The organism is Leisingera sp. CC-HEC096, from assembly GCF_059429235.1.
The window spans coordinates 1,423,577-1,448,530 of sequence record NZ_JCAIJS010000001.1 but is presented as its reverse complement, the minus strand read 5'-3'; the positions used below and the strand labels follow the sequence as shown (position 1 = coordinate 1,448,530).

Below are 24,954 nucleotides of genomic sequence, written 5' to 3'. Positions count from 1 at the left end.
GCGGGGCAGGGAGGCAACAGGCGACGCGGCCGGGCGCGCTCCCGCCGCCTGGACCCGCATCAAAGATGCCGGTTCAGGCGTTGGCCCGGGCGCCGCGCGTTGCGCGGCGCGGGCAAGCTGCGGGTGTTAGTCTGCCAGGATCTGCGGCAGCAGGCGCGCGGCCTCGTCCTGGATCGGGGTCAGCGCTTCGCGGTCCTCGCCCGGGTGGAAGCGGGCGCGCAGGGCGGTGGCCATCGGCTTCGGCTCCAGAATGCGCACCTGCGGGCCGGTGCGTTCGGTCTCCGCCTGCCAGCTGCGGGCCAGCGCCATCTGGGCAGCCTTGGTGGCGCCGTAGGTGCCATAGAACTTTTCGCCCGCCTTGGGGTCGTCAAAGAACACCGCACGCCCTGTCTGGCCCAGCAAGGGCGCGACGTAAGGGATCAGCACCGAGGTAGCGGTGGCGTTGATGGCCATGGCCTTGGTCCAGTCCTTGGCCGCCACCGACGGCACCGGGCACAGGGCGGTGGCGTGGATCGCGGTGTGCAGCCACAGGTCCAGCTTGCCCCAGCGGTCGTGGATACCGCGGCACAGCGTTGCCATTGCCTCCGGCACGGTGATGTCCATCGGCGCCAGGGTGGCGCTGCCGCCCGCCGCCTTGATACGGTCGTCGAGCTCTTCCAGCGCACCGGTGGTGCGGGCAACGGCGACGATGTGATGAGTGGGCGCAAGGGCCTCGGCCAGGGCGTTGCCGAGGCCGCGGGATGCGCCGGTGATGAGAGCGAGCTTTTCTGTCATGGGCGCCTTCTTGGGCCGCGGGCGAAGGCAGGTCAAGAGGCAGCGGCCCGGGGCAGGAATTTTCAAAAATTCCTGGCAAATTTCTTCGAAGAAATTTGCGCAGCTCCCGCAGTCAGCTGCCGGGCATCGGCAGGCGCTTGGTTTCGCCGTTGGCGCTGAGGACCAGGCCGTGGGCGTCGATTGCCACCACCCGGCCCAGCGAGGACAGGCGGGTGCCGCGCGACACGGTTTTGGTGCGGCCGCTGGGCAGGCGCACCAGCGCGGTCAGGCTGTCCTCGGGGCCGTAGACACCCAGGAGGTTAAGCCGGTTGCGGTTCACTGCGTTGTCCTGCGTGGCCAGCCCGGCCACCTTGGCGGAGGTGCCGCCCGCCTTTTCTGCGTTTGCCATGTCGTCCATCCCCAATCTGTCCGGGCGTATCTGGACAATCTGCCGGTTCTCTTCAACCAGACTCTGCAGAACTCGGCGGGAAGCCGCGGAGCGGCCCGGGCACGATGAGTGGAAGCCCGCCGCCGCGCCCGCAGTGGTACCGGCACAGGTGCTTGAAAATCAGGCGTCAAACACCAGCGAGGGCAGATCGTGGCCATAGGCATAGAGCAGCTCCAAAAGCTCCTCCAGCGCGGCGCCGTCCTTTTGCAGCGGGTAGAGCGGGTGGTTCTGCTCAGTGACCTTCAGTTCCGGGTACTGGCCTTCTGGGCGCATCTCCAGCACGCAGCCCGCGGGCATCGGCATGTCCGGCGGGATCGCATTGGCCAGCCAGGCCGGGCGGTCGCCCAGCTTTTCCGTCTCGCGCATCTCAAAGAGGTCGAGATAGGCGTCGAAGTCATCGCGGCTGAGGCTGGCCCAGGTGCCCAGGAGAAACTCCTCGCCGCGGCTGCCGGACAGCGGGATCGCCAGCACCGCACGGACAAAGCGCAGATCGCCCAGGCGGCAGAAATCCTCGGTCAGGATATCGCCTCGGGTGGCGAGAACGGCGGAGTTGTCTTCCACCTCCATATCCTCTGAGCAGATGTCGGGCCGGTCGCAGCTGAGGCTCAGCAATTGCGCAAAGGTGGCGCCGCAGCAGCGGCACTGGCGCGGAGAGGTCAGCATGCGGGCAAGATGCGCGTCCAAGGGGCGGCCTTTCGTCTGGAAGCATAAAAAGGCGCGGGCCGTCACGGCCAGCGCCTTGTCTATGCAGTGTTCGCGGCCCTCATACGCGGATGCGGCCGGAAGTTCAAACCCCCCTCTTTTCACAAGAGGGCGGGGCGGGCTCAGCCGGAGGCCAGGTTGGAGGCGTTCCAGGAGGCGCCGGGCACCGGCATGTCCTTGATCTTGGCACTCACGCGGCTGCTGCCTTCCAGCGCCGCCAGATACTCCTCGGTGACACCGGTGATGTAGTTTCCGTCAAAGCAGGAGCAGTCAAATCCCTGGATGTCCGGGTTGCCTTCCTGCGCCGCCCAGATCAGGTCTTCAAGCTTCTGATAGAACAGCGCGTCGGCGCCCAGCTCGTCGCGGATTTCCTCGATGCTGAGGCCGTTTGCGATCAGCTCATGCTTGGTCGGCATGTCGATGCCATAGACGTTCGGGTATTTCACCGGCGGCGAGGCGGAGGCGATATAGACCTTCTTGGCGCCGGCTTCGCGGCACATCTGCACGATCTTCTTGATGGTGTTGCCGCGCACGATGGAATCGTCGATCAGCAGCACGTTACGGTCCTTGAACTCCAGCGGGATCGCATTGAGCTTGCGGCGCACCGATTTCTGCCGCTCCGCCTGGCCCGGCATGATGAAGGTACGGCCGACGTAGCGGTTCTTCACCAGCCCCTCGCGGTAGCGGATGCCGGTGGAGTTGGCGACTTCCAGCGCCACGGGGCGGGCCGAATCGGGCACCGGGATGATGCTGTCGATTTCCAGCCCCGACTCCTGGATCTGCTTGGCCAGCGCCTGGCCCATGCGCAGCTGGGTCTTGTAGACGGAGACGCCGTCCATCATCGAGTCGGGACGTGCCAGGTAGACGTACTCAAAGATACAGGGGGTCAGCTTGCCCTCGACCGCCTGGAAGGTATGCAGCTTGCCGTCGAGGTCGATCAGAACCGCCTCGCCGGCCTTAACGTCGCGGACCTTCTCAAAGCCGTTGATGCCAAAGGCCACGTCCTCGGAGGCAATGCAATAATCATCGCCCGCACCCTGCGCCGGGCGCTTGCCCAGCGACAGCGGCCGGATGCCGTGGGGGTCGCGGAAGGCCAGCATGCCGACACCGGCAATCATGCACAGCACGGAATAGGCGCCCTGCACCCGCTCCATGGTCATCTTGACGCCGGCAAAGATGTTGCGGATCGGCTCGGCGTTGCCGTTCACCTTGATGGCATCGGCGACCTTGTCGGCCAGGACGTTCAGCAGGATCTCCGAGTCGGATGTGGTGCGCAGGTGGCGGCTGTATTTGCCGGTCACCTTCTCGCGCTGCTCGGCGGTGTTGGTGATGTTGCCGTTGTGGACCAGGTAAATGCCATAGGGCGCATTCACGAAGAACGGCTGCGCCTCGGTGGCGCTGAGCGAACCCGCGGTGGGGTAGCGCACGTGGCCCATGCCGACGCGGCCGGTCAGGGTCTCGGCGTCTGCGGGGCCGAACACATCCTTGACCAGGCCGTTTTCCTTGCGCTCGCGAAAGAACTCGCCGGTGTAGGTCACGATGCCGGAGGCGTCCTGGCCGCGGTGCTGCAGCATCAAGAGCCCGTCATAAATTTCCGCAAAGACTTCCGTGTCCCGGCTTGCGATCCCCAAAATCCCGCACATTGGCTGGCTCCAATCCCACTTAGGCTTTGCTGTTCGATGGCTGTTGGAAGCGGTGGTGCCGGCAGTCTAGCGCATTTGTGCGCCGGGGCGCCAATCCGGCCGCCTTGGCCGCCTTTAGGCCGGTTGCCAGAGCGCCGGTTGCGGCAACGGACCCCGGCGCCGGGCGCGTCAGGTCATCTCCACAAAGGCAGGCGGGCAGCAGCGGCAAGGCGGTGAGGCTCCGAATCCGTTTCCTGTTCGCGCCCTCACATAGTGGCTTTCTTTCCTTCTGTCATCAAAGGATCACAAATCCCTGCTGCGCTGCGGCGGCAGGTAGCGGGCAGGGCGGTTTTCAGATCTTTCCACGCTGTGCCTCAGTGAAGCGTCAGCAGCGAGATGGACCCGACCAGCACCAGGCTCAGCGCCCAGACCAGGTCCAGGTTGAACCAGCCTTTTGACAGGAACTTGAGCCCTACCCAGCGGTAGATCCCGTAGGCCAGCACGCCGCCCGCGGCGGTCATCGCCAGGGTGTGGAGCACCGCCACCAGAGCGGCGATGCCCGCGTTGCCGGTGATCAGCGTGCCCGCGGCGGCGTGACCCGCGTCTGTTTCGATGGTGCGGCAGATGCCGAGGTAGATCGGCACCAGCATCAGCCCCGCGCCATGCGCCATCGCCGCCAGGAACGACCACAGCGCCAGCCGCGATGGCGGGACGCGGGCCAGAAACCGCGGGTGGCGCCGGTTGACCAGCAGATAAAGGCCCAGGGCGATCACCAGGCAGGCGGCGCCGATCTGGATCTCGCGCTGCCACTCTGCCAGCACCATCAGCGCCGAGAACGGAAACAGGATCGCCGCCATCGCCAAAAGGTGCCCGGCCGCCAGCGCGGCCAGCGCCCGCCACAGGCTGCCCTGCTTCCGGTCCATCAGCGCGGCCGACACCGCCAAGGGCCAGCCCATGCCGGGGTTCACACCGTGATACACGCCAGAGGCGGCAACGGCCCCCCACAGGGCCGCCGCCGTGCTGATGTCTGCCACGCGTCAGACGGAGGGGTAGCAGAAGCTGTCGGTGGAGCAGTCGCCCCCTTCCAGCCGGATCTGGTGGCTGCGGTAGCCCTTGGGGAACTCCACATAGAAGTCCTTGTCCAGCTCCAGCCCGCCGTTCTCGCCCGCGTTGGCCATCACCATCTGACCACCCCCGGAGTCCGGATAGAACTGGTCATCCCATGTGGAATAAAGCGAGTTGGTCCAATAGACGCGCTTGCCGTCGCGGCTGATCTCCACCATCTGCGGGCCATAGGCGAAATCCTTGCCGTTCGGGTGCTTGGCACCGCGCGCAATGCCGCCAAGCTCGACCTTGCCGGCCAGCTTGGGGTTCATCGGGTCGGAGACGTCATACTGATGCATCTCGCCCAGCCCCCAGCAGGCCACGTAAAGGAACCGGTCATCGAGGCTCAGGTCGATATCGGTGACCAGGGGCGGCACCGCCTCGAACCCCTGCAGCAGAGGCGGCAGGTTTTCCGGTTTCTCGGGCCGCGGGTCGATGGTGATGGTCTTCTTGGCCTCAAAGGTGCCGTCGTCCTTCTGCCACCAGGTGAAGATCGCGCCCTGCAGGTTGGTGGTATCGACCACCACGCCGCAAAAGCCGTAATCCTTGGACGGATCGTGCGCGGGGCGGATCTCCAGAGCCATCTGGTGGTTTTCGCCCAGGTCGATCGTCTGCACGTTCTTGCGTTCGCGCAGGTTCCAGAAATGAATCGAATGGCCGTATTTGTTGCTGAGCAGGTCCTCTGCCACGATGCCGTTCTCGAACTGCGGCGGCAGGCCCCATTCCGAACTCACCATGTAGTCACGCGGGAGGTTCCACCAGAAGTCATAATGCTTGTCCTGCTTGCCGCGGTCCATCTCGTAGCGGCCCAGGATCTCGAAGGTTTCGCAATCCATGATGAAGATGCCGGGCGGGCCGTCGGTGCCGTCCTCTCCGCCGCCGCCCAGGGTCGAGACATAAATGCCCTCGGGGCCGCAATGGATGGTGTGCGGGCGCGAATAGCCGGTCTTGGCAAAGACTTCCTCAGGTTCGATGATCTTGTGGATCTTCGCCTCGCGCGGCTCTTTCACGTCGATCACATAGATCCGGCTGGAGCGGATGCCGGGAATGATCAGGTAACGCCGCTCCAGAAACGCGTGGCCGGACAGCGGCGACAGCGACGAGGAGCAGGCGTTCCAGCCGAAGTGGTGAAATTCGTCGCCCTTGTTGGGCATGATCAGCTGATGCACGATCTCGCCGTAGCTGTCGGACTTCGGGTCGACATCGACCACAGCCAGACCGTCGGGCTGGGAGCCGTCCGGACTGAGCATCAGGGTAAAGGCCAGCGTTTCCGCCGGGGCCTCCATGGCAAGCCTGGGGGTGGCATGAAAAGTGGGGTCAGGCCTCAAGTTCATCGTCAAATCCTCCCTGGAAAACAGGCGCCTGAAACTTTGGTCTTCTAGGTGCGCCCGGGGTGATGCTGTCACACATCCGGATTTCGGGCAAATTTTTTTGAAAACATGCTGCCGGGCAGAACGATCGTTCTGCTGGACCGGCCGCGATGCGCGGTGATCGGCCGGTAGTGACGGGCGGGGGGGAACGCTTGTTTCTGCGGCGAAGTGGCGGCGCAAAAGAAAAGGCCCGCGGGAACGCGGGCCGGAGGTGGGGGAGGGAAAAACGTTTCGGGATCAGGCCGCCAGAATGCGGTCCAGCAGGTTGCCCAGCGGTGCGGGCAGGCGGGCGTCTTCGTCGCCCATGCCGGTTTCCGCAAGGGCGCGGCCCGCGTCGCTGGCCAGCACCTGGCGGGTCTCGGTCAGCGACAGCTGGTGGAAGGCGGAATCCTGGGCGTCATCACCGGCAGGCATCAGCATGCCGCTTTCGGCCCAGACCAGCTCTTCTTCCTCGAATTCAAAATGGATGCGGCCCAGGCGCTCAGGCGCTGCAGCAGCGATGCCCTTGTAGCCGGCCAGGGCGATCAGCTTGGTGACCACAACCGGCAGGCCGAACAGGCGCTCGGCGGTGTCCATCTCCAGCGCCACTTTCTGGTCGGAGGGCAGCATCAGGTCGGTGTCATTGCCCAGGGCGCCGGCAGGCACATGCATCAGGGTGGTCAGACGCGGAACCGCGTGGCGGACCGATTTCACTTCCTGGGCGCCGCCGTCGAAGGTGAACACCTTGTCGCCGGGCTTGACGTCGCGGGCCTGTTTAAAGCCCTCTTCAGTCTCGATCAGGGTATCAGGCAGGAAGCCGCCGCTGCGGATGCGGGCGCGTTTCGGCGCCGGCTTGGCAGTTTCCGGCAGCAGATCGGTCCGCAGCAGCACATCAACCGGCAGGAAGTCGGCAAAGTGTGTGGTGTGATCCAGCTGCATCGTATCGTCCCTTCTGAGCGTCTATGGCCCGGCGTTTTGCCGTTGATGCCATGTGGCCCCCGAATTGGGACCAAATTGGGGCGAGCGTGCGGCTCCTTCCGGGATGGCGCAGTTTTCTGGGGACAAAACCGCGAATTTGCGCGGTATTGTTAACCTTTTGACGGTGCAGCATGAGGATTTGTTAAGATTTAACCGCCGGATTGCGCTCGGAAAGGTTGTGCCGCGACTCGCGATTCCCGTTCGTTAACAGGGTGTTAACGCTCGATTGCGCTGTTAATCTTTGCAGCGCCCGGGCTGTGGATAAATGTGTGAATACATTGCGGCCAAAGCAAAACGGGCGCCCTTGAGGCGCCCGTGCGGTTCTGGTCCGGCGATGTCTGGCGGGCGATTACTGGCCGCAGCTGCCGATCAGCGCCTCATACTGCTCGGTGACCCAGCCCAGGGCCTGCTCCGGATTGCGCTCCTCGATCTTGCCGATCATGCGCTCAAACACCACGGCAGAGCGGCTTTCGTCGACAACGGTAAAACTCTGCCCGGTCATCACCACGGCATAGAGGAAGAAGGCAATCGCCACCAGCAGGATGCCCCGCAGCACTCCAAAGAAGAAGCCCGCGCCCTGATCAACCCCGCCAAGCGCCGAGCGCTGCACCAGGGTGGAGAACAGCGGCGTGAAGAAGGAGACCACGATCAGCGCCAGTGCGAACACTGCCGCAAAGGCGGCGATGATCGACAATTCGCAGCTGTCCGCGATGAATTCGCCAACAACCGGGATCTCCGCCATCAGCGGCTCCACCTGCGGCGCGAAGATGAAGGCGAGCACACCCGCGGCGATCCAGCCGGCAATGGCCATGGCTTCGCGCACGAACCCGCGCGAATAGGCCAGCAGCGCTGATACGACGATGACCAGGGCCACGACCCCGTCGATGATTGTGAAACCTTCCATGTCCCTCGCCCGTTTGCCTGCGATATCAAATTTTTTGCGACTTTAGCCGGCCCCGAAGAATTCGCCAACAAAACCGGCCAGGTCGCTGGACTTTCGCAAGTTCAGGCCGTTCACGGACACGGTTTTGCTGCCGCCAGGGGCAATCGCCGCCGTGAAACCAAGTTTTTGCGCCTCTTTCAACCGGTTTTCGGTCTGCGGCGCCGGGCGCAGGGCGCCAGATAGCGAAATTTCTCCGAAAACCGCGGTATCGGCGGGCAAAGCGACGTCTTCCCGCGCACTCAGCAGCGCCGCCGCCACTGCCAGGTCGGCGGCCGGTTCGGAAATCTTCATGCCGCCCGCCACGTTCAGATAGACGTCCAGCCCGGCAAAGGGGATGCCGCAGCGCGCCTCCAGCACCGCCAGGATCATGGCGAGGCGCGAAGAATCCCAACCGACCACCGCCCGGCGCGGCTGCGAATGGGGCGAGGGGGCGATCAGCGCCTGCATTTCGACCAGGACGGGCCGGGTGCCTTCGATGCCCGCAAACACCACCGAGCCGGGCGACGGCTCGCCGCGTTCGGACAGGAACAGGGCAGAGGGGTTCACAACTTCGCTGAGGCCGCCGCCGGTCATCTCAAAAACGCCGATCTCATCGGCCGGGCCAAAGCGGTTCTTGACCGCGCGCAGAATGCGGAACTGATGGCCGCGCTCGCCTTCGAAATAGAGGACGGTATCGACCATATGCTCGACCACACGGGGGCCTGCGATCTGGCCCTCTTTGGTGACATGGCCGACCATGATGACGGAAATGCCGTGCCGTTTGGCAAAGGTGGTCAGCTCATGCGCCGCCGCCCGCACCTGGCTGACGGAACCGGGCGCGCTGTCTACATGATCTGCCCACATGGTCTGGATCGAGTCGATGATGGCCAGCTGCGGTCTCTCCGCCTCCAGCGTGGTGAGGATGTCGCGCAGGTTGGTCTCGGCCGCCAGCTGCACCGGCGCATCCGCCAGCCCCAGCCGCTGCGCCCGCATCCGCACCTGGGCCGAGGCTTCCTCGCCGCTGACATAGACGGTCTTGAGCCCCGCATGGGCAAAGCGCGCCGCCGCCTGCAGCAAGAGGGTGGATTTGCCGATCCCCGGATCGCCGCCCACAAGAATGGCCGAGGCCGGCACCAGCCCGCCGCCCAGCACCCGGTCCAGCTCTCCGACGCCGCAGCAGGTGCGCGGCGGCGGGGTTTCCCGCGCCGACAGATCCGTCAGCTGAATGGTGCGCCCGCGCTTGACGCCCAAGGACTTCTTGGCGGGGCCGGACGACAGCCCCTGATCCTCGCTGATGGTGTTCCACTCGCCGCAGCCTTCGCAGCGGCCCGACCATTTGGAGAAGCTGGCCCCGCAGGCCGAGCAGAAGAAAGATGTTTTTGCCATGCCGGATCAGTGGCAGATGTTTCCCTTTTGTTCAAGAGGGCTGCGGGCGCTGCGACGCAGGATGCGAGGCGCTGCCTCGCGCTCCGGGATATTTGCGGCCAGATGAAGACCGGATCCTTCATTCATCTGGCCTCAAATATCCCGGGGGAGGCCCGGGAGGGCCGGGGGCAGCGCCCCCGATCCCAGTCAGTCCGCCCGCCGCGGCGGTTTCATCGCCACCACGCTGCTGGTTTCGGGATCGGTGCCGTCCGGCGGGCTTTGCAGCTGGGCCGACAGTTCCGGCAGCAGCTCGAACAGCTCCTCGCGCAGGCGGCCGAGGTGCGACTTTGCCAGAGATTCCTCGATTTCCACGTCCCGGGTCCATTGGCGCAGCTCGTGCATCACCATCTTGGCGTCCTCCAGCCGGGCCTGAAAGCCATCCAGTTCCTCCTGGCGCTGCTTCAGGAAGGTGCGGGCGCGCTCGACGTTGGCGTCCGAATAGGTGCTGGCGAGGTCCTGGCTCACCTGGCTCATCTGCGCCGCCAGCTCCAGAACTTCCGGCTCCAGCTCGCCCAGGTCCGGGTGATTGCGCATGAAGGCCAGCCGTTCCTTCACCGCGTCGAACTCGGACCGGGCGTTGAACAGCCCCTTGCGGTCGCCGGCATGGGCGGTGTGATAGGCGCGGGCCACATCCTCCATCTGCACGGTGAATTTGCGGTGCGAATTCTCCAGCGCCAGCATACGGCCGTTGGCGGGCAGAAAAAACGCCAGCATCAGGACCAGCGCAGTCAGCGTGATCTGCGCCACCATGCCTGCCTGCGGGTAATAGGTCCCGTCCAGCCCCGCCTGCAGCGACAGCCAAGGCCAGACACCGGCAGCGGACAGCGCTGTCGCTATGACCGCGCCGAGGGCGGCAATGCAGATCAGCGCAAACGTGAGGCGCAGGAACAGCGCCTGGGATTTGAACAGGACAGTGTGAACGGCGGACATGAAAACCCCTCCATAATACCGAAACCACCCGGGGGCCGGTGGCAGGGGGGGGGTGGCCTTGTCAGGCCGTCCACGGCGGCACCCACGGAACACAACAACGCGGTTCGTCGGCAAAATGTTGCACAAGAATCAAAATTTAGGCAAGTATCCGCTGATCTATTTCTTCGATGCCTGAGGCGTATTTGCCATGCCCAGCACCAGCGAGGCCAGGATGCAGCCGGTAAAGAGATAGAGCCCCCAGGCGGTTTCGATGGTGGCGAGACCGATGCCTTTGGCCAGCGTGATGTAGAGCGCGATCAGGAACACATCGGCCATCGCCAGCTTGCCCAGCACATGCAGCACCGGCAGCAGCCGCGCATCCAGCAGGTTCCACTGCACCAGTGCCAGGCCGATGGTTTTGAGATAGGGTGCGAAGATCGCAAAGAAGGTGACGATCAGCGCCAGCACCGCGTCGCTGCCCCACAAGGACTGCAGTCCTGTGATCACCGAAATTTCGCTGAGGCCGAAAATCGGCAGCAGCCCCGCCCTCATCAAGGGGGCAAACCATGCGACGGGGTATAGGATCAGCAGCGACAGGGTGAGGAGGCGGAGGGTCATGGCGGCTCTTTAGCAGGTCCGCCAAGACTTGCGGGTTGAGTGCGCGATTTGAAAGGGGGAAAACGCTGGCGGACCAATCAGCCGCGGCGCGTGCGGCCCGGCCTGCGCCCGGCTCAGGCAGAGCCGGGCGCAGGCCTTGTGCCGGCTGCCTCCGGCGGGAGTATTTGGGGAAAGATGAAAGCGCGCCTTAGCGCACTGCCTCGATCGGCCCCTCCGCACGGCCGTGGATGAACTGCTCCATGTAAGGATCGCCCGAGTGGTCCATCTCGCTGACCGGCCCGGTCCACTGGATCACCCCGCCGTGCAGCATCGCCACATTGTCGGCAATCGCGCGCACCGAGGTCATGTCGTGGGTGATGGTCATCGCGGTGGCGCCCATCTCCACCACGATCTCGCGGATCAGGTCGTTGATCACCCCGGACATGATCGGGTCCAGGCCGGTGGTCGGCTCGTCGAAAAAGATGATCTCCGGTTCCGCCGCAATCGCACGGGCGAGGCCGACGCGTTTCTGCATCCCGCCGGACAGCTCAGACGGGAAGAGGTCCGCCACTTTGGCCTTGAGCCCGACGCGGCGCAGTTTTTCGATGGCAATGGCGCGGGCTTCCTCCGTGGGGCGCTTCAGCGCGCCGCGCAAGAGGCGGAAGGCGACGTTCTGCCAGACCGGGAGCGAGTCAAACAGTGCGCCGCCCTGAAACAGCATCCCGAACCGTGCCAGGAACTTGTCGCGGTCACCGGAGCCTGCGGGCTTGCCATCGACATAGATTTCGCCGGAGTCGGGCTGGATCAGGCCCAGGATGCTTTTCAGAGCCACCGATTTGCCGGTGCCGGAACCGCCGATGATCACCATCGACGTGCCTTTGGGGATCTCCAGGGTCATGCCGTTCAGCACCTGGTTGTCGCCAAAGGCCTTGTGGACGTTTTCCATGCGGATCATAGCGAGAAGAACACCCCTGTGAGGACAAAGTTGGCGGCCAGGATCAGCACCGCGGCGGCCTCGACGGAGCCTTTGGTGGCGCGGCCCACGCCCTGGGCGCCGCGGCCCGACTGCATGCCGTAGTAACAGCCCATCATCGCCGCGATGGTGCCAAAGGCCGCGCCCTTGACCAGCGAGGAGATGATGTCGAGCGGCTCCAGGAAGTCGACCGTGTTCTTGAGGTAGGCTGCGGCGTTGAAGCCGAGGTTCTGAACCGCCACCGTATAGCCGCCCATAATGCCGATAATGTCGCCGACACCGACCAGCACCGGCACGGTGATCAGCGCCGCAAGCACGCGGGGCGCCACCAGGTACTTCATCGGATGGGTCGACAGCGTGACCAGCGCGTCGATCTGCTCGGTCACCTTCATGGTGGCGATCTCGGCGGCGATGGAAGACGTCACGCGCGCTGCGATCATCAGCCCGACCAGCACCGGCCCCAGCTCGCGCACCATGCCGATGGCGACGATTTGCGGTACCACGGCCTCGGCGTTGAAACGGGCGCCGCCGGCATAGATCTGCAGCGCCAGCGCGCCGCCGGTAAAAATCGCGGTGAGGCCGACGACGGGCAGCGACAGCCAGCCGATGTTCAACAGCGCCTGCAGCAGTTCACGCGGGTAGTAGGGCGGGCGCAGCATATGGCTGAAGGCACCCAGCGCAAACAGCGCCGCGCGGCCGACTGCGGCCATTCCGGCCAGCGCGGTGCGGCCCAGCCGGGCCAGGAGACTGATGGGGTTCATTCCTGATAGGTCCGTGCGTAGCGGTGTCCGGTGGAGGTCAGGATCTCATAACCGATGGTGCCGGCCGCGCCGGCCAGCATGTCGACGGTCTGACGCTCGTTGAGAATGGCCAGGGTATCCGGCACCTCTGCCAGACCGGTCACATCGACGGTGATCAGATCCATTGAGACCCGGCCCACCACGGGGCAGGGGGTGTCGCCGGCAAAGACTTGGATGCCGCCATTGCCCATCGCCCGGTGCAGGCCATCGGCGTAGCCTGCGGCCACCGTGGCGATGCGGCTGGGGCGTTCGGCCACCCAGGCATTGCCGTAACCGGCGGTCTCACCCGGCTCCAGGTCGCGCACCTGAATGACCGGAAGGTCAAGATGCACCACCGGCACCGCATCCTTGAACGGCAGCCCGCCATAGAGGCCGATGCCGGGGCGGCAGAGGTCGAAATGGTATTCGGAACCCAGCAGTATCCCGCCGGTCGCGGCCAGCGAGCGGGGAATATCCAGACCGTCCGTCATTTCGCGGAAGGTCTGCAGCTGGCGGGCGTTCATTTCGTGGCTCGGTTCATCGGCACAGGCCAAGTGGGACATCAGCAGCACCGGATTCTGGCCCAGGGCGATCTCCGCCACCGCGGCCCATTCGCCGTGCTCCATTCCCAGCCGGTTCATGCCGCTGTCGAGCTGCACCCCGAACGGGTGGCCGGGCAGGGTCTCGAAATGGCGCAGCATCTGGTCCAGCGAGTTCAGCATCGGCGTCAGCTGGAAGTCCTTCAGCAGCTTGGCGTCGCCCTCCATATGGCCGGAAAACACCGAGATGCCGGGGCCAGGCCCCAAGGCGCGGCGCAGCGCGCCGCCTTCCTCGGCCGCCGCCACAAAGAAATTGCGCGCGCCGGCCCTGGCCAGCGCCTTGCCCACGCGGCCTGCATCCAGGCCATACCCGTTCGCCTTGACCACCGCGGCAGTCTCGCAGCCAGTCAGCGCATCCAGATTCCGCCAGTTTGTGACCAGCGCATCCAGGTTGATTGTCAATCTTGCCGTGCTCATGCGGTGTTCTTGACACGGGGAGGGCGCAGGTCAAGGGGGAAAAACCGGAATGCTGGCGGAGGTTTGCCGTTGCCGGAATAATAAGCCCGGTCCTGCGGGGGGGGCTGGACCGGGCTGGTGCGGATGTGAATGCAGGGTTTTGGCCCCGGACCATCCGCACGGTAAAATCTGACTGCGCCGCGGGCGGGCCGGGCTCAGTATTCCTCCTGGCCCTGCTGCCAGGGTTTGGCGAGGTTGCCAAAGCGGGTGAACTGCGCCTCAAAGGACAGCTCCACCGTGCCGATGGGGCCGTGACGCTGCTTGCCGACGATCACCTCGGCCTTGGCGTGCAGCCGCTCCATCGCCTGCTTCCACTCTTCCATCTTCTCAAGCTCGTGGTCGCCGGGCTTTTCCCGTTCCTTGTAGTATTCCTCGCGGAACACGAACATCACCACGTCGGCGTCCTGTTCGATCGAGCCCGATTCCCGCAGGTCCGACAGCTGCGGACGCTTGTCCTCACGGTTTTCCACCTGACGCGACAGCTGCGACAACGCGATCACCGGGATGTTCAATTCCTTGGCAATCGCCTTCATCCCCATGGAGATTTCGGCGATCTCGTTGACCCGGTTGTCCGACATGCCGCGGCACAGCTGCAGATAGTCGATCACCAGAAGGTCCAGCCCGTGCGTCCGCTTCAGGCGGCGCGCCCGTGCGGCCAGCTGCGAGATCGGGATCGCGGGCGTGTCGTCAATGAACAGCGGGCAGCTTTCCAGATCCTTTGCTGCCTGCACAAAGCGGCGGAACTCGGACTCGGTCATGTCGCCCTGACGGATCTTGTGCGAGGAGATTTCCGACGCTTCCGCCAGAATACGCCCGGCCAGCTGCTCGGCGCTCATCTCAAGCGAGAAGAACCCGACCACCCCGCCATCCAGCGCGCCTTCCGATCCGTCGGGTTTCACCCCGCGTTTGTATGCCTTGGCGACGTTGAAGGCGATGTTGGTCGCCAGCGACGTCTTACCCATAGAGGGGCGGCCCGCGAGGATGAGGAGGTCCGAGGGATGCAGGCCGCCAAGTTGCTTGTCGAGGTCCATCAGGCCCGTCGAGATGCCGGCCATGCCGCCACCCCGCTGATACGCCTCGTTGGTCACATTGACCGCTTCTGTGACGGCCTTCAGGAATGACTTGAAACCGCTTTCCGTCTGGCCTTGCTCCGCCAGCTGGTAAAGCGACTGCTCTGCCTCAACGATCTGCTCTTTAGGTTCTGATGCCACGTCAACGCGGCGTGCCTTTTCTGCAATCGATTGGCCCAGGGCGATCAGCTCGCGCCGGATCGCCAGGTCGTAGATCATCTGCGCGTAGTCCCGCACCGCAAAGGCAGAGATCGACGCGCCCGCGAGCTTGGCCAGATAGGCCGGCCCGCCCAGCTCCTTCAGCCCCTCGTGGTCCTCCAGGAACGCCTTCAGCGTCACTGGCGAGGCCAGCGCGTTCTTGGAGATCCGCGCCGCCGCCACCTCATAGATGCGGGCATGGACCGGGTCATAGAAATGCGACGAGTCGATGATCAGCGCGATCTTGTCGTAGACCTCGTTGTTGGTCAGGATCGCACCCAAAAGTTGCTGTTCCGCCTCCACCGAATGGGGCAGCTCATTGTCCGGCATCGCCGTGTCCGGTGCCGCGGCGGGTTCGGGCATCGGGGCAGGCGGGGGCATGTCGCCGTCGAAAGGGGTAATCTCGTTCATCACTGCTCTCGTCTCTCGGGCCGCCTTATACGGTGCGCGGGGCCATTCGCCTATCTGGGAATCTTTGGGGATTCCCTGTGGATATCCGCACCGGGGCTGTGGGCTGTTTGCCGCATTGGGCCAGCAAGCCTGTCATATGCATGCTACATGATGCGGCGGGGCTTGGATAGACCCCTATATCTGCTCATCAACCCCTGCGGGAAACGATTCGAAGCGGGCTTTTCCACAGCCCGTCGTGTAACGCTTAACCTTGCGTTAAGCGGATCTTCGCACGCAGCGGGTCCGGCGGCGGGCTGGCGGGCAATTTGCCCGCCGTTGCCTCAGTCTGCCTTGTGCGCTTCCTGCCAGGCGCGCGGGTCCTTCAGGAAATTCTCCACCTCATCCAGCGTCTCAGAGCTGAAAGCGCCCTGCGCGCGGGCTTCGGCCAGCACGTCCCACCAGGTGCACAGGTAGTGCAGCTCCACGCCGTGATCGCCCAGCGTCTTGGTGGTTTCCGGGAAGATGTCGTAATAGAAGATCACCGCGGTGTGGCCGCAGGTGGCGCCTGTCTCGCGGATCGCATCCACAAACGACAGTTTGGAGCCGCCATCGGTGGTCAGGTCCTCCACCAGAAGCACCCGCTCGCCTTCGCTCATCGCGCCTTCGATGCGGGCGTTCTTGCCGTACCCTTTTGGTTTCTTGCGCACATAGGTCATCGGCAGCGCCAGCCGCTCCGCCACCAGCGCGGCAAAGGGGATGCCCGCGGTTTCACCGCCGGCGATGTTGTCGAACGCCTCAAAGCCCGCATTGCGCATCACGGTCACCGCCATGAAGTCCATCAGGGTGGAGCGGATGCGCGGAAAGGAGATCAGCTTGCGGCAGTCGATATAGCTCGGCGAGGGCAGGCCGGACGCCAGGGTATAGGGCGTCTCGGTATTAAAGTTCACCGCGCCGATTTCCAGCAGCATCCGGGCCGACAGGCGGGCGATTTCTTCTTTCGACGGGAAGGCAGAGGGGATCATGGCGGCAGGCATCCTTTGCGGCAGCGGTTTTGCTGTCCATAAACCGGAACGCCACCGGTTTGAAGCCCCGGAAAGGGGCGGCCCCCAAGATCGCGGGAGCCGCACGCAGCAGGGGTCAGAAAATGAAATCGTTGCCCGACAGGTCAGCTATGCCGATCCCGTCCAGCGTGATCGTGTTGCCGTTGTTGTCGCTGATCACAGCATCGCCATCGCCGTTTTCGGACAGGTGGTTGTTCTTCAGATCGCGGAAGGACTTGATGCTGCTGACACCGTCCAGATCAATCTTTTCCTTGCGGCCCTTTGTCTGGAAATCGGACACGGTATCGTCGCCGAAGGCGCCCTTGAAAATGAACCGGTCGGCGCCGCCATCTCCAAACAGTTCGTCGTTGCCGCTGTCGCCGTTGATCTTGTCACGTCCGGAGCCGCCTAGGATAAGGTCGTCGCCGCCTTTGCCGGACAGGGTGTCATTGCCGCCTTCGCCCATCAGGCGGTTGCTGCCGCCATTGCCTGTGAGCTTATCCCCGCTGTCGGAACCGCGCGCGCGTTCGATGCTTCTCAGCGTGTCGCGGTCGCCGAAACCGTCGATGGCAAAACCTTTGCTCAGGTTCACGGTAACCCCATCCTCGCCGCCATAGCGTTCGTCGCGGTCATAGCGGACCTCGTCCTTGCCCTTGCCGCCCTTGATGGTGTCGTTGCCTTCCAGTCCGCGGAAGTAGTTGGCTTTTCCGTTGCCGATCAGCTTATCGTCATGGGCCGAGCCGCGCAGCATCTCGATGCTTTTCAGCGTGTCGGTCCTGCCCCAGCCGTCCGTCGCGGTGCCCTTGCCCAGATGCGCAATGACACCGCTGGGGTCCCAGGTGAACGCGACCTGGTCAAAGCCTCCGCTGCCGCCGTTGTAAGTGTCGCGCCCGTCGGAGCTGACGAAATAGTCGTCGCCGGCACCGCCGTTATAGGTGTCACGGCCCGGTGTGCCGTAGAATTCGTCGTCTTCGGTGGACCCGGTGGTGGCCAGCGACGACCACGCGATGACCTGGCCCGGCGCCAGTGCCCCGGTGGGGTCGGCGATGCCGGAGATGGTGTCGTCGAAGGCATTCCAATCCGCCGGTGAGCTCACTTGCGGCAGCGCGGCCCCGTCAATCACAAGATAAAATTCTGTGTCGGTGTTCTCGCCAGTTTCCAGGCTGACACCCAGGACCACACTTGTGCCGCCGGACCAGGTCACCCGCGTCATCAGGGTCTCGTCGGACAGGGCGTCGAAACCAAGGTTGTCCAGGTTAACGCCGCCGGCAATCGCCTGAAGGACATCGTCATTCATGTCGATATAGGCAACGCCGTCGTCGTCACGACCGATAATGGAATAGGTGAAGGTCGAGCTGGCATCCGGAACCGTCACCTGCACTTCGATGTTGCTGACCGACGACGGTTCGCCGTCCACAAAATCGACCCGCGCGCCACTGAACGTAAAAGTTGTCATAACATTGCCCCTTACCGGTATAAGCCAGCGGCCGCCGCTGGCGGAAATCAATAGCCCGAAACTTGAAGGGGACTGCTGATTCCCGGCAAGGCGAAGGGGACAGGAAGTTTACTGTTGGTTAACAAGTGTTGCTATTCGGCACGCCAGTACACGTCAAAGCCCGGATCGAACACGGTGACAGGCCCGTCGCCGCTTTCGATCTTCTCCGGAAACGCCACGGCGGCGTCCGACTTGGTCAGGGTCAGCGTCTGATCGCTCACCGGCAGGCCGTAAAACGCCGGGCCATTCTCCGAGGCAAAGCCCGCCAGCTTGTCCAGCGCGCCTTCTTCCTCGAACACATGCGCCAGCAGGGACATGGTGTTGGTGGCGGTGAAACAGCCCGCACAGCCGCAGGCGCTTTCCTTGTTCGGGTCGGTGTGCGGCGCCGAGTCTGTGCCCAGGAAATAGCGCTTGTCGCCCGAGGTGGCAGCAGCGCGCAGCGCCAGGCGGTGCTCTTCACGCTTGGCGACCGGCAGGCAGTAGTAGTGCGGCTTGATGCCGCCCACCAGAATGTGGTTGCGGTTGATGATCAGGTGGTGCGTGGTGATGGTCGCGCCCAGATCCTTGTCCTGGCTGGCCACATAGTCGGCGGCGTTTTTGGTGGTGATATGCTCCATCACTACCCGCAGGCCGGGGGTGGACCTGCGGATCGGATCCAGCACCCGGTCGATGAACACCGCCTCGCGGTCGAAGATGTCGATGTCGTGGTCGGTGACCTCGCCGTGAGTGCACAGCGGCAGGCCGATCTCAGCCATTTTCTCCAGCACCGGGCGCACCTTGTCGAAGTCGCGCACGCCGGACGCCGAATTGGTGGTCGCCCCCGCCGGGTACAGCTTTACCGCCTTGACCAGCCCGCTGGCATGGGCTGCGGCCACATCTTCAGGATCGGTGTCCTCGGTCAGATACAGCGTCATCAGCGGCTCAAACGCCATGCCTTCGGGCAGCGCCGCCAGGATGCGGCCGCGGTAGGCCGCGGCCTGATCCCCGGTCACCACCGGCGGCACCAGGTTCGGCATGATGATGGCGCGGCCGAAATGGCGGGCGGTTTCGGGCAGCACGGCCTGCAGCATTGCGCCGTCGCGCAGATGCAGGTGCCAGTCGTCGGGGCGGGGGATGGTCAGCGTGTCGGTCATGCGCCCGCGTTAGCACATGACCGCACGGAAACAAAGCGGCTGAATGCGCGCCTGCCGGGTCCGCTTCAGCGCTTTGGGGGAATGGTGAAGCCGCCGGCCTCCGCGCGCTTTTCCAGCTCCTGCAGGCGGCGGCGGAACCGCGGCGCGCGCATCCGCTCAGTCACGTTGCGGCACATCAGCGCCATCAGGCACGGGCGGTTCTCCCGCTCCAGCCGTCCCAGCAGGTTGCGCAGGTAAAAGGAGTTGTTGCGGCGGCTGCGGAACAGCTTGTAAAAAGCCGCCCCGGTCAGCTTGCGGCTGCCGGCCAGCGACAGGATGTGATAGAGCATCTCCATCTCGATCAGCCGGGTCTGCACTGCATCGCCCATGTGGGATGCCCGCAGCCGCGTCACGTTCTTGCGGGCAAACAGGGCGGCGTGCATGGCGTCCAGCCGCTCCTGCGGATCATAGATCACATAGGCCTGATCCGCCGCATCCAACATGTCCGGCGCATAGCCGTAGCGATCGGTAAAGGACAGGCGCCGCATTTCGGCAAACCGGTCGTCCCATTCGGTCATCCTCGGATCCAGCGTCGCCTGCGGCTGCACCGCCACGACCACAGCCCCGGGGGCTGCCACCGAATAGGCCGCCGCCGCATAACCGCAGGGGCCCGCGCCGTAAAAGATCACATTGTCGAACTCGTCGAAAAAGCCGTCATCGATCAGCTGATCGAAAAACCCGTAGATGAGGTCGTCGCGGAACCATGTGTCGCCGTCGGAGACCACGCACATATGCGACCAGCCCAGGTTCTTCACCAGGTCAAAACCCAGCGGCTGTGCCTGATCGGACAGGTTGTGGATGCCCTGCATGGTCTCGAACGTCACCAGCAGCGTGTTGCCCTGGTCGATGAAGGTGGCGAAATGCCGGTCGCCGAGCGGCTGATACATACCATGCTCTTCGGCCAGCTCCGCCATCCGGGCCTTCCACTGGGCCGGCTTCAGCCCGGAAAGGTCTTCATCCAGATTTTCAAGTCCGTCCTGCATGCCTGCTATCCTCTGTGCCCTTCCAGAAACAGTCCGGGCCTGATGTTCGCAGTAACAGTTAGGAGGGAAATAAGGCTAAAATTGGAAAAACTCCTGCCTCATTAAGGCGTTGCGGCGTCCTTTCGGCGGCCTTCAGCAACGCTGCCGGCGGCTCAGCTGCCGTCCTGGGGCGGCAGCCCTGCGGACGGACCCTGAAGGGCAAACTCCCGCAGCAGCCGCGCCGCTGCCGGGCTCACCGCGCGCGAGGGCGGCGTCATCAGAAGCCGGGCAAACAGCGCGCGGCTGGGCTCCTGCTGCATCAGGGCTGCAAACCGGGCATGGCGCCATTCCACCGCTTTGGCATGCAGCCGCGCCAGCTCCGGGTCACTCAGCAGGCTGGACTGCAGCTCCGCCCGCGCCGCGCCGCAACGGGCGATGGAGGTGTCGGTGTCTGTGCAATAATTGCGCTCGACCCAGTAATCCATGCCCAGCTCCGCCTGCCGGTTGACCCGGCCGCGGTCGGCCTTCAGCACATAGCTCTCCATGGCGCCCAGCGGATAATGATTCAGCTGCGCCAGCCGCCCGTTGGGCTGGCCGTAATCGGAAAACAGCCGCTTGGTCTTGAACGCCTCGCCCAGCTCGCGCCCCTCGCAATCGAACCAGCGGTAGCCCTCCAGCCGCGCCGTGTCCTTGACATCGCGCGGCCGGTGGACGCCGCATTTGCGGTAGGTGCCGTCATTGCGGTACAGCGTCTTGAACATCACCGCCCGCCAGGGCCAGTGGATCACCTCCGGCGCGCAGCGGGTGAATTGCCCGGTCACCGGCAGATCCTCATAGCGCACGATGCCGGCATTGCCGAACAGCCGCCACGTCAGCGTCACCGCATCCGCCTCCGGCAGCGCCGCCAGCAGGTCCGCCACCGTGCCTCCGCCGGTCTTGATGCAGACAAACTCGTCTATATCCAGAACCAGGACCCAATCGGCCTGCTTTACCAGCGGATGCCGGTCCGCCAGCTTCAGCGCAGTGAACTGGATGCCGCCCTTGTCATACGGGCCTTCGTTGCGCACGTGGGTGAGCTGCCCCATCTCCTGCAGCCGGTCCAGCATCCTGGCTGTCCCGTCCTGGCAGTTGTTGGAGAAGACCAGAAAGTCGGTGAACCCGACCGCACGGTGATGGGCCAGCCATTCCAGCAGAAAGGCGGCCTCGTTGCGCACGCAGAGGATGGCCAGAACCCGCATCAGCCTCAGGCCTCCCGGGCGGCGGCAGCGGTTCGGGCAGGCTGGCAGGACAGCGTGTGCGGGGCGTTGGGCATGGCGTGCTTCTTGGTCCTCGTAACCCGCGCCCGGGTCAGCGCATCTCTCAGGCGAAGTTTTACCCGCCCCGCCGGGATTTACAACTCTCAGCCCGCCAGAGACGGAACCGCCGCAGCGTCTGCGGGCCGCGCGGCTTGACCGGAGCCGCCCCGCGTGGCCTGTTGGGCTGGTCAAACCGGGCGGGGCAAAGGGGGTCAGCATGCAGCAGGCGCAGTCAATCGATCAGGTTCAGCAGATACTCTCCGGCCAGGGCTATGTCTGCGGCCGGGCGCTGGCCACCTTGGTGTTCCTGTCGCTGAAACTGGGCCGCCCGCTGTTCCTGGAGGGCGAGGCCGGCACCGGCAAGACCGAGATCGCCAAGGCACTGGCCGCGGGCCTGGGCCGCCGCCTGATCCGGCTGCAATGCTACGAAGGGCTGGACGCCGCCAGCGCCGTCTATGAGTGGAACTTCGCGGCCCAGATGGTCGCCATCCGCACCGCAGAAGCTGCGGGCGCTGCCGACCGCGCCGCGCTGCAAAACGAACTCTTCTCCGCTGATTACCTGATCGAACGCCCGCTCTTGCAGGCGATGCGCCCGGATGAACGCGGGGCGCCGGTGCTGCTGATCGACGAGCTCGACCGCACCGATGAGCCGTTTGAGGCTTTCCTGCTGGAAGCGCTCTCCGACTTCCAGGTGACGATCCCGGAACTCGGCACCATCCACGCCCCGGAGCCGCCCATCGTTGTGCTCACTTCCAACCGCACGCGCGAAGTGCACGACGCGCTGAAACGCCGCTGCCTCTACCATTGGGTCGACTACCCGGACTTCAGCCGCGAGGTGGAAATCCTGAACGCCCGCGCGCCCGAGGCCAGCCAGCAGCTCAGCCGCGAGATCGTCGCCTTTGTGCAGGCCCTGCGCACCGAGGATCTGTTCAAGAGACCGGGGGTGGCCGAAACCATCGACTGGGCCAATTGCCTGCTGGCCCTCGACGTGATCGCCCTCAGCCCCGAGGTGATCGCCGACACCCTGGGCGCCATCCTCAAATACCAGGACGACATCGCCCGCCTGCAGGGCTCCGAGGCCAAGCGCATCCTGGATCAGGCAAGGGCCGGCCTGGACGCGGCCTGATGTTTCATCTTTCCCGAAATACTCCGGGGGTATGGGGGCAGAGCCCCCATGATACACGGTAGTGCCCGACTATCCGCCGCTCCCCTTGCCGGACAACCCCAAGCTGGTCCGCAACATCACTCATTTCGCCCGCGCCCTGCGCAAGGCGGGGCTGCCGATCGGGCCGGGCCGGGTGCTGGACGCGGTGCAGGCAGTGGCCGCCGCAGGCTTCACCAGCCGCGAGGATTTCTACTGGGCGCTGCACGCCTGTTTCGTCACCAAGCCGGAGCAGCGGCTGGTCTTCGCCCAAGTCTTCCGCCTGTTCTGGCGCGACCCCAGATACCTTGAGCAGATGATGGCGGCGATGCTGCCCGCGATCCGCGGCGTGCAGGAGGAACGCGCGGCGAAACCAGCCGAAAAACGCGCCGCCGAGGCGCTGCTGGACGGGATGCTGGAGCCGCCCGGCACCCCGGCAGAGGAGCCGGAGGGCACCGAAATCGACATCGACGCCTCCCGTACTGCTATGGCAGAGGAGCGCCTGAAAACCCTCGATTTCGAGCAGATGAGCACCGCCGAGGTTGCCGCCGCCAAACGCATCCTGGCGCAGCTGCAGCTGCCGGTGACGCCGATCCAGTCCCGCCGCCTGATGGCCTCGCCCCAGGGGCGCCGGGCAGACTGGCGCCGCACCCTGCGCAGGGCCGCGCGCCAGGGCGGCGACTTGCAAACCATCGCCCGCGCCAAACGCCGGATCCGCTGGCCCAACCTGGTGGTGCTCTGCGATATTTCCGGCTCGATGAGCCAGTACAGCCGCATCATCCTGCATTTCCTGCATGCCGCCGCCAACGCCAAGGGCGCAGGCTGGGCCAGGGTGCATGGCTTCACCTTCGGCACCCGCCTCACTAATATCACCCGCCACCTGCACCAGCGCGACGTCGACGCGGCGCTGGCCGCGGCGGGCGCTGAGGCGCAGGACTGGGAGGGCGGCACCCGGATCGGCGACTGCCTGCACGCCTTCAACCGCGACTGGTCGCGGCGGGTGATGGGGCAGGGGGCGGTAGTGCTCTTGATCTCCGACGGGCTGGACCGCGGCGACCCGGAGGCATTGGCGCGCGAGATGCAGCGGCTGCAGCTCTCCTCGCGACGCCTGATCTGGCTGAACCCGCTGCTGCGCTGGGATGGCTTCGCGCCCAAGGCGCAGGGCATCCGTGCCATGCTGCCCTATACCGACAGCTTCCGCGCCGGCCATTCCATCGCCTCGCTGGAGGAGCTGGCCCAGGTGATCTCCAGTCCTGCGGATGCGGGCGAAAAGGCCCGTTTGATGGCGCTGCTGTGACCCGGCGTAAATAAATTCCAAAATCAGAATGTGACTTGATCTGAATCAATCCGCACCTTATCGCTCAATTATATTCTGAAAATAGAATGTAACGTGGGAAAGGAGAAATCATGCCACTCAACTGGAAAGCCGGGGGGCTCCTGCTGGGGCTGGTGTTCTTCCTGGCGGTGCTGCTGGTCAAGCCCATCGGGGTGTCGACCCAGTTTGTGATCCTCGACGGCATCATCGCCGACGCCGTGAACCCGCAGCTGGTGACGGAAACCGCGGACGGGTACACCTCCACCAACGCCTATCTGGCGAAGTCGGACGGCAAATACGCCAAGTCCATCGCCAACCCGCTCAACTACAGCTTTGTCTTCGTGCTGGCGATGGCGCTGGGCGGGCTGCTGTCGGCCAAGCTGCGCGGCGGCATCACAGGCGCAGAACGCAGCGTGCACGCCTTGTGGCGCGCCAACTTCGGGGACAGCACCGCGAAACGCTATGCCGCGGCCTTCCTCGGCGGGTTCGTCGTGCTCTACGGCGCCCGGCTGGCGGGCGGCTGCACCTCGGGCCACATGATGTCCGGCATGATGCAGACCGCACTGTCGGGCTACATCTTTGCCGCCGGCGCCTTTGCCGCCGCGATCCCCGTCTCGCTGATGCTGTTCAAGAAGGAGGCCTGAGCCATGACCACCATTATTTTGGCAATCGTGATCGGCGCTGCCTTTGGCGCGGTGCTGGACCGGATCGGGGCCTCCAACCCCAACTACATCGGCAAGATGCTGAACCTCACCAATCTGAACCTGGCAAAGACCATCCTGCTGGCAATCGGCACCGGCTCGGTCCTGATGTTCGGCGGCCAGATGGCGGGGCTGGTCGATGTCGGCCACATGTCGGTCAAGGCCGCCTATGCCGGTGTCTTCATCGGCGGGCTGATGCTGGGCGCGGGCTGGGCGCTGGCGGGCTACTGCCCCGGCACCGGTGTGGTCGCCGCCGCCTCGGGCCGCAAGGACGCGCTGTTCTTCATCGCGGGCGGCCTGCTGGGCGCGGCGGCCTATATGGCCACCTACCCGGCGTGGAATGCCAGCGGCCTGCTGGACAGCTTCGCGGGCGGCAAGGTGACCCTGGGCTTTGTTCCGGGTGCCAAATACGAAGGCCTGATGGCGCTGCCCGGCGACCTGCTGGGCATCATTCTGGGCCTTGGGTTCATCGCATTGGCCTTTGCCCTGCCGGAACGGCTGGTGCCGCAGAAAGCGGCCGCGCAGCCCGCGGAATAACCCGCGCGCAGGGCAACAGGGG

The 24,954-nt window shown here is 64.7% G+C and carries 24 protein-coding genes; 4 read left to right on the top strand and 20 right to left on the bottom strand.

What is annotated here, in order from left to right; all coding sequences use genetic code 11:
- Window positions 1-126: 126 nt before the first annotated feature.
- The 20 genes from AC5STI_RS07105 to AC5STI_RS07010 form a co-directional block, all read right to left on the bottom strand.
- Window positions 127-774, bottom strand: a complete 648-nt coding sequence (locus tag AC5STI_RS07105; protein ID WP_495446170.1) for an SDR family NAD(P)-dependent oxidoreductase — start codon at window positions 772-774, stop codon at window positions 127-129.
- A gap of 112 nt (window positions 775-886) precedes the next feature.
- Window positions 887-1,162: a hypothetical protein gene (locus AC5STI_RS07100; RefSeq protein WP_495446169.1), complete on the bottom strand. Its 276-nt coding sequence runs from the start codon at window positions 1,160-1,162 to the stop codon at window positions 887-889.
- Between the two features lie 159 nt (window positions 1,163-1,321).
- Window positions 1,322-1,864 (bottom strand): DUF2199 domain-containing protein, encoded by a 543-nt coding sequence (locus AC5STI_RS07095; protein ID WP_490399236.1) that lies wholly within the window; start codon window positions 1,862-1,864, stop codon window positions 1,322-1,324.
- Window positions 1,865-2,025: 161 nt separating this feature from the next.
- The gene (purF, locus tag AC5STI_RS07090; protein ID WP_475052871.1) at window positions 2,026-3,546 is read right to left on the bottom strand and encodes an amidophosphoribosyltransferase; all 1,521 of its coding nucleotides are present in this window, start codon (window positions 3,544-3,546) and stop codon (window positions 2,026-2,028) included.
- A gap of 353 nt (window positions 3,547-3,899) precedes the next feature.
- Entirely contained in the window at window positions 3,900-4,559 is a 660-nt protein-coding gene (locus AC5STI_RS07085; RefSeq protein WP_475052869.1) for a hypothetical protein, read from the bottom strand.
- Window positions 4,560-4,562: 3 nt separating this feature from the next.
- On the bottom strand, window positions 4,563-5,963 hold the full coding sequence (locus AC5STI_RS07080) for a selenium-binding protein SBP56-related protein (RefSeq protein ID WP_490399234.1): 1,401 nt from the start codon (window positions 5,961-5,963) through the stop codon (window positions 4,563-4,565).
- A gap of 273 nt (window positions 5,964-6,236) precedes the next feature.
- On the bottom strand, window positions 6,237-6,917 hold the full coding sequence (locus AC5STI_RS07075) for a Hint domain-containing protein (protein ID WP_495446168.1): 681 nt from the start codon (window positions 6,915-6,917) through the stop codon (window positions 6,237-6,239).
- 388 nt (window positions 6,918-7,305) lie between these two features.
- On the bottom strand, window positions 7,306-7,860 hold the full coding sequence (locus tag AC5STI_RS07070; RefSeq protein WP_490399232.1) for a CvpA family protein: 555 nt from the start codon (window positions 7,858-7,860) through the stop codon (window positions 7,306-7,308).
- Window positions 7,861-7,902: 42 nt separating this feature from the next.
- Window positions 7,903-9,264, bottom strand: coding sequence for a DNA repair protein RadA (gene radA / locus AC5STI_RS07065; protein ID WP_495446167.1), 1,362 nt, complete (start codon window positions 9,262-9,264; stop codon window positions 7,903-7,905).
- Between the two features lie 186 nt (window positions 9,265-9,450).
- Entirely contained in the window at window positions 9,451-10,233 is a 783-nt protein-coding gene (locus AC5STI_RS07060; RefSeq protein WP_495446166.1) for a DNA repair protein, read from the bottom strand.
- Window positions 10,234-10,389: 156 nt separating this feature from the next.
- Window positions 10,390-10,830: a paraquat-inducible protein A gene (locus AC5STI_RS07055; protein WP_495446165.1), complete on the bottom strand. Its 441-nt coding sequence runs from the start codon at window positions 10,828-10,830 to the stop codon at window positions 10,390-10,392.
- 187 nt (window positions 10,831-11,017) lie between these two features.
- Window positions 11,018-11,764 (bottom strand): ABC transporter ATP-binding protein, encoded by a 747-nt coding sequence (locus AC5STI_RS07050; RefSeq protein WP_490399228.1) that lies wholly within the window; start codon window positions 11,762-11,764, stop codon window positions 11,018-11,020.
- Window positions 11,761-12,543, bottom strand: coding sequence for an MlaE family ABC transporter permease (locus AC5STI_RS07045; protein ID WP_475052852.1), 783 nt, complete (start codon window positions 12,541-12,543; stop codon window positions 11,761-11,763). The genes AC5STI_RS07050 and AC5STI_RS07045 overlap by 4 nt, the downstream gene beginning before the upstream one ends.
- The gene (alr, locus tag AC5STI_RS07040) at window positions 12,540-13,577 is read right to left on the bottom strand and encodes an alanine racemase (RefSeq protein ID WP_495446164.1); all 1,038 of its coding nucleotides are present in this window, start codon (window positions 13,575-13,577) and stop codon (window positions 12,540-12,542) included. Before alr ends, AC5STI_RS07045 begins: the two co-directional genes overlap by 4 nt.
- A 194-nt stretch (window positions 13,578-13,771) precedes the next feature.
- Window positions 13,772-15,295, bottom strand: a complete 1,524-nt coding sequence (locus tag AC5STI_RS07035; protein ID WP_490399226.1) for a replicative DNA helicase — start codon at window positions 15,293-15,295, stop codon at window positions 13,772-13,774.
- A gap of 320 nt (window positions 15,296-15,615) precedes the next feature.
- A complete protein-coding gene (locus AC5STI_RS07030) occupies window positions 15,616-16,296 on the bottom strand; it encodes an orotate phosphoribosyltransferase (RefSeq protein WP_475052849.1) in 681 nt (226 codons plus the stop codon).
- A gap of 115 nt (window positions 16,297-16,411) precedes the next feature.
- Window positions 16,412-17,770 (bottom strand): calcium-binding protein, encoded by a 1,359-nt coding sequence (locus AC5STI_RS07025; RefSeq protein ID WP_495446163.1) that lies wholly within the window; start codon window positions 17,768-17,770, stop codon window positions 16,412-16,414.
- Between the two features lie 131 nt (window positions 17,771-17,901).
- Entirely contained in the window at window positions 17,902-18,942 is a 1,041-nt protein-coding gene (gene pyrC / locus AC5STI_RS07020; protein ID WP_495446162.1) for a dihydroorotase, read from the bottom strand.
- Between the two features lie 65 nt (window positions 18,943-19,007).
- On the bottom strand, window positions 19,008-19,964 hold the full coding sequence (locus AC5STI_RS07015; protein WP_495446161.1) for a phosphoadenosine phosphosulfate reductase: 957 nt from the start codon (window positions 19,962-19,964) through the stop codon (window positions 19,008-19,010).
- Window positions 19,965-20,116: 152 nt separating this feature from the next.
- Entirely contained in the window at window positions 20,117-21,181 is a 1,065-nt protein-coding gene (locus AC5STI_RS07010) for a glycosyltransferase family 2 protein (protein ID WP_495446160.1), read from the bottom strand.
- Between the two features lie 274 nt (window positions 21,182-21,455).
- Here AC5STI_RS07010 and AC5STI_RS07005 point away from each other — a divergent pair, with 274 nt between their 5' ends.
- The 4 genes from AC5STI_RS07005 (at window position 21,456) to AC5STI_RS06990 (ending at window position 24,932) form a co-directional block, all read left to right on the top strand.
- Window positions 21,456-22,364: an AAA family ATPase gene (locus AC5STI_RS07005; RefSeq protein ID WP_495446159.1), complete on the top strand. Its 909-nt coding sequence runs from the start codon at window positions 21,456-21,458 to the stop codon at window positions 22,362-22,364.
- Window positions 22,365-22,425: 61 nt separating this feature from the next.
- Window positions 22,426-23,676 (top strand): vWA domain-containing protein, encoded by a 1,251-nt coding sequence (locus AC5STI_RS07000; protein WP_495446158.1) that lies wholly within the window; start codon window positions 22,426-22,428, stop codon window positions 23,674-23,676.
- Window positions 23,677-23,786: 110 nt separating this feature from the next.
- Window positions 23,787-24,338 carry a YeeE/YedE thiosulfate transporter family protein gene (locus AC5STI_RS06995; protein WP_495446157.1) on the top strand — a complete coding sequence of 184 codons (552 nt, stop codon included), beginning with the start codon at window positions 23,787-23,789 and terminating at the stop codon, window positions 24,336-24,338.
- A gap of 3 nt (window positions 24,339-24,341) precedes the next feature.
- On the top strand, window positions 24,342-24,932 hold the full coding sequence (locus AC5STI_RS06990; protein WP_495446156.1) for a DUF6691 family protein: 591 nt from the start codon (window positions 24,342-24,344) through the stop codon (window positions 24,930-24,932).
- Window positions 24,933-24,954: the final 22 nt, after the last annotated feature.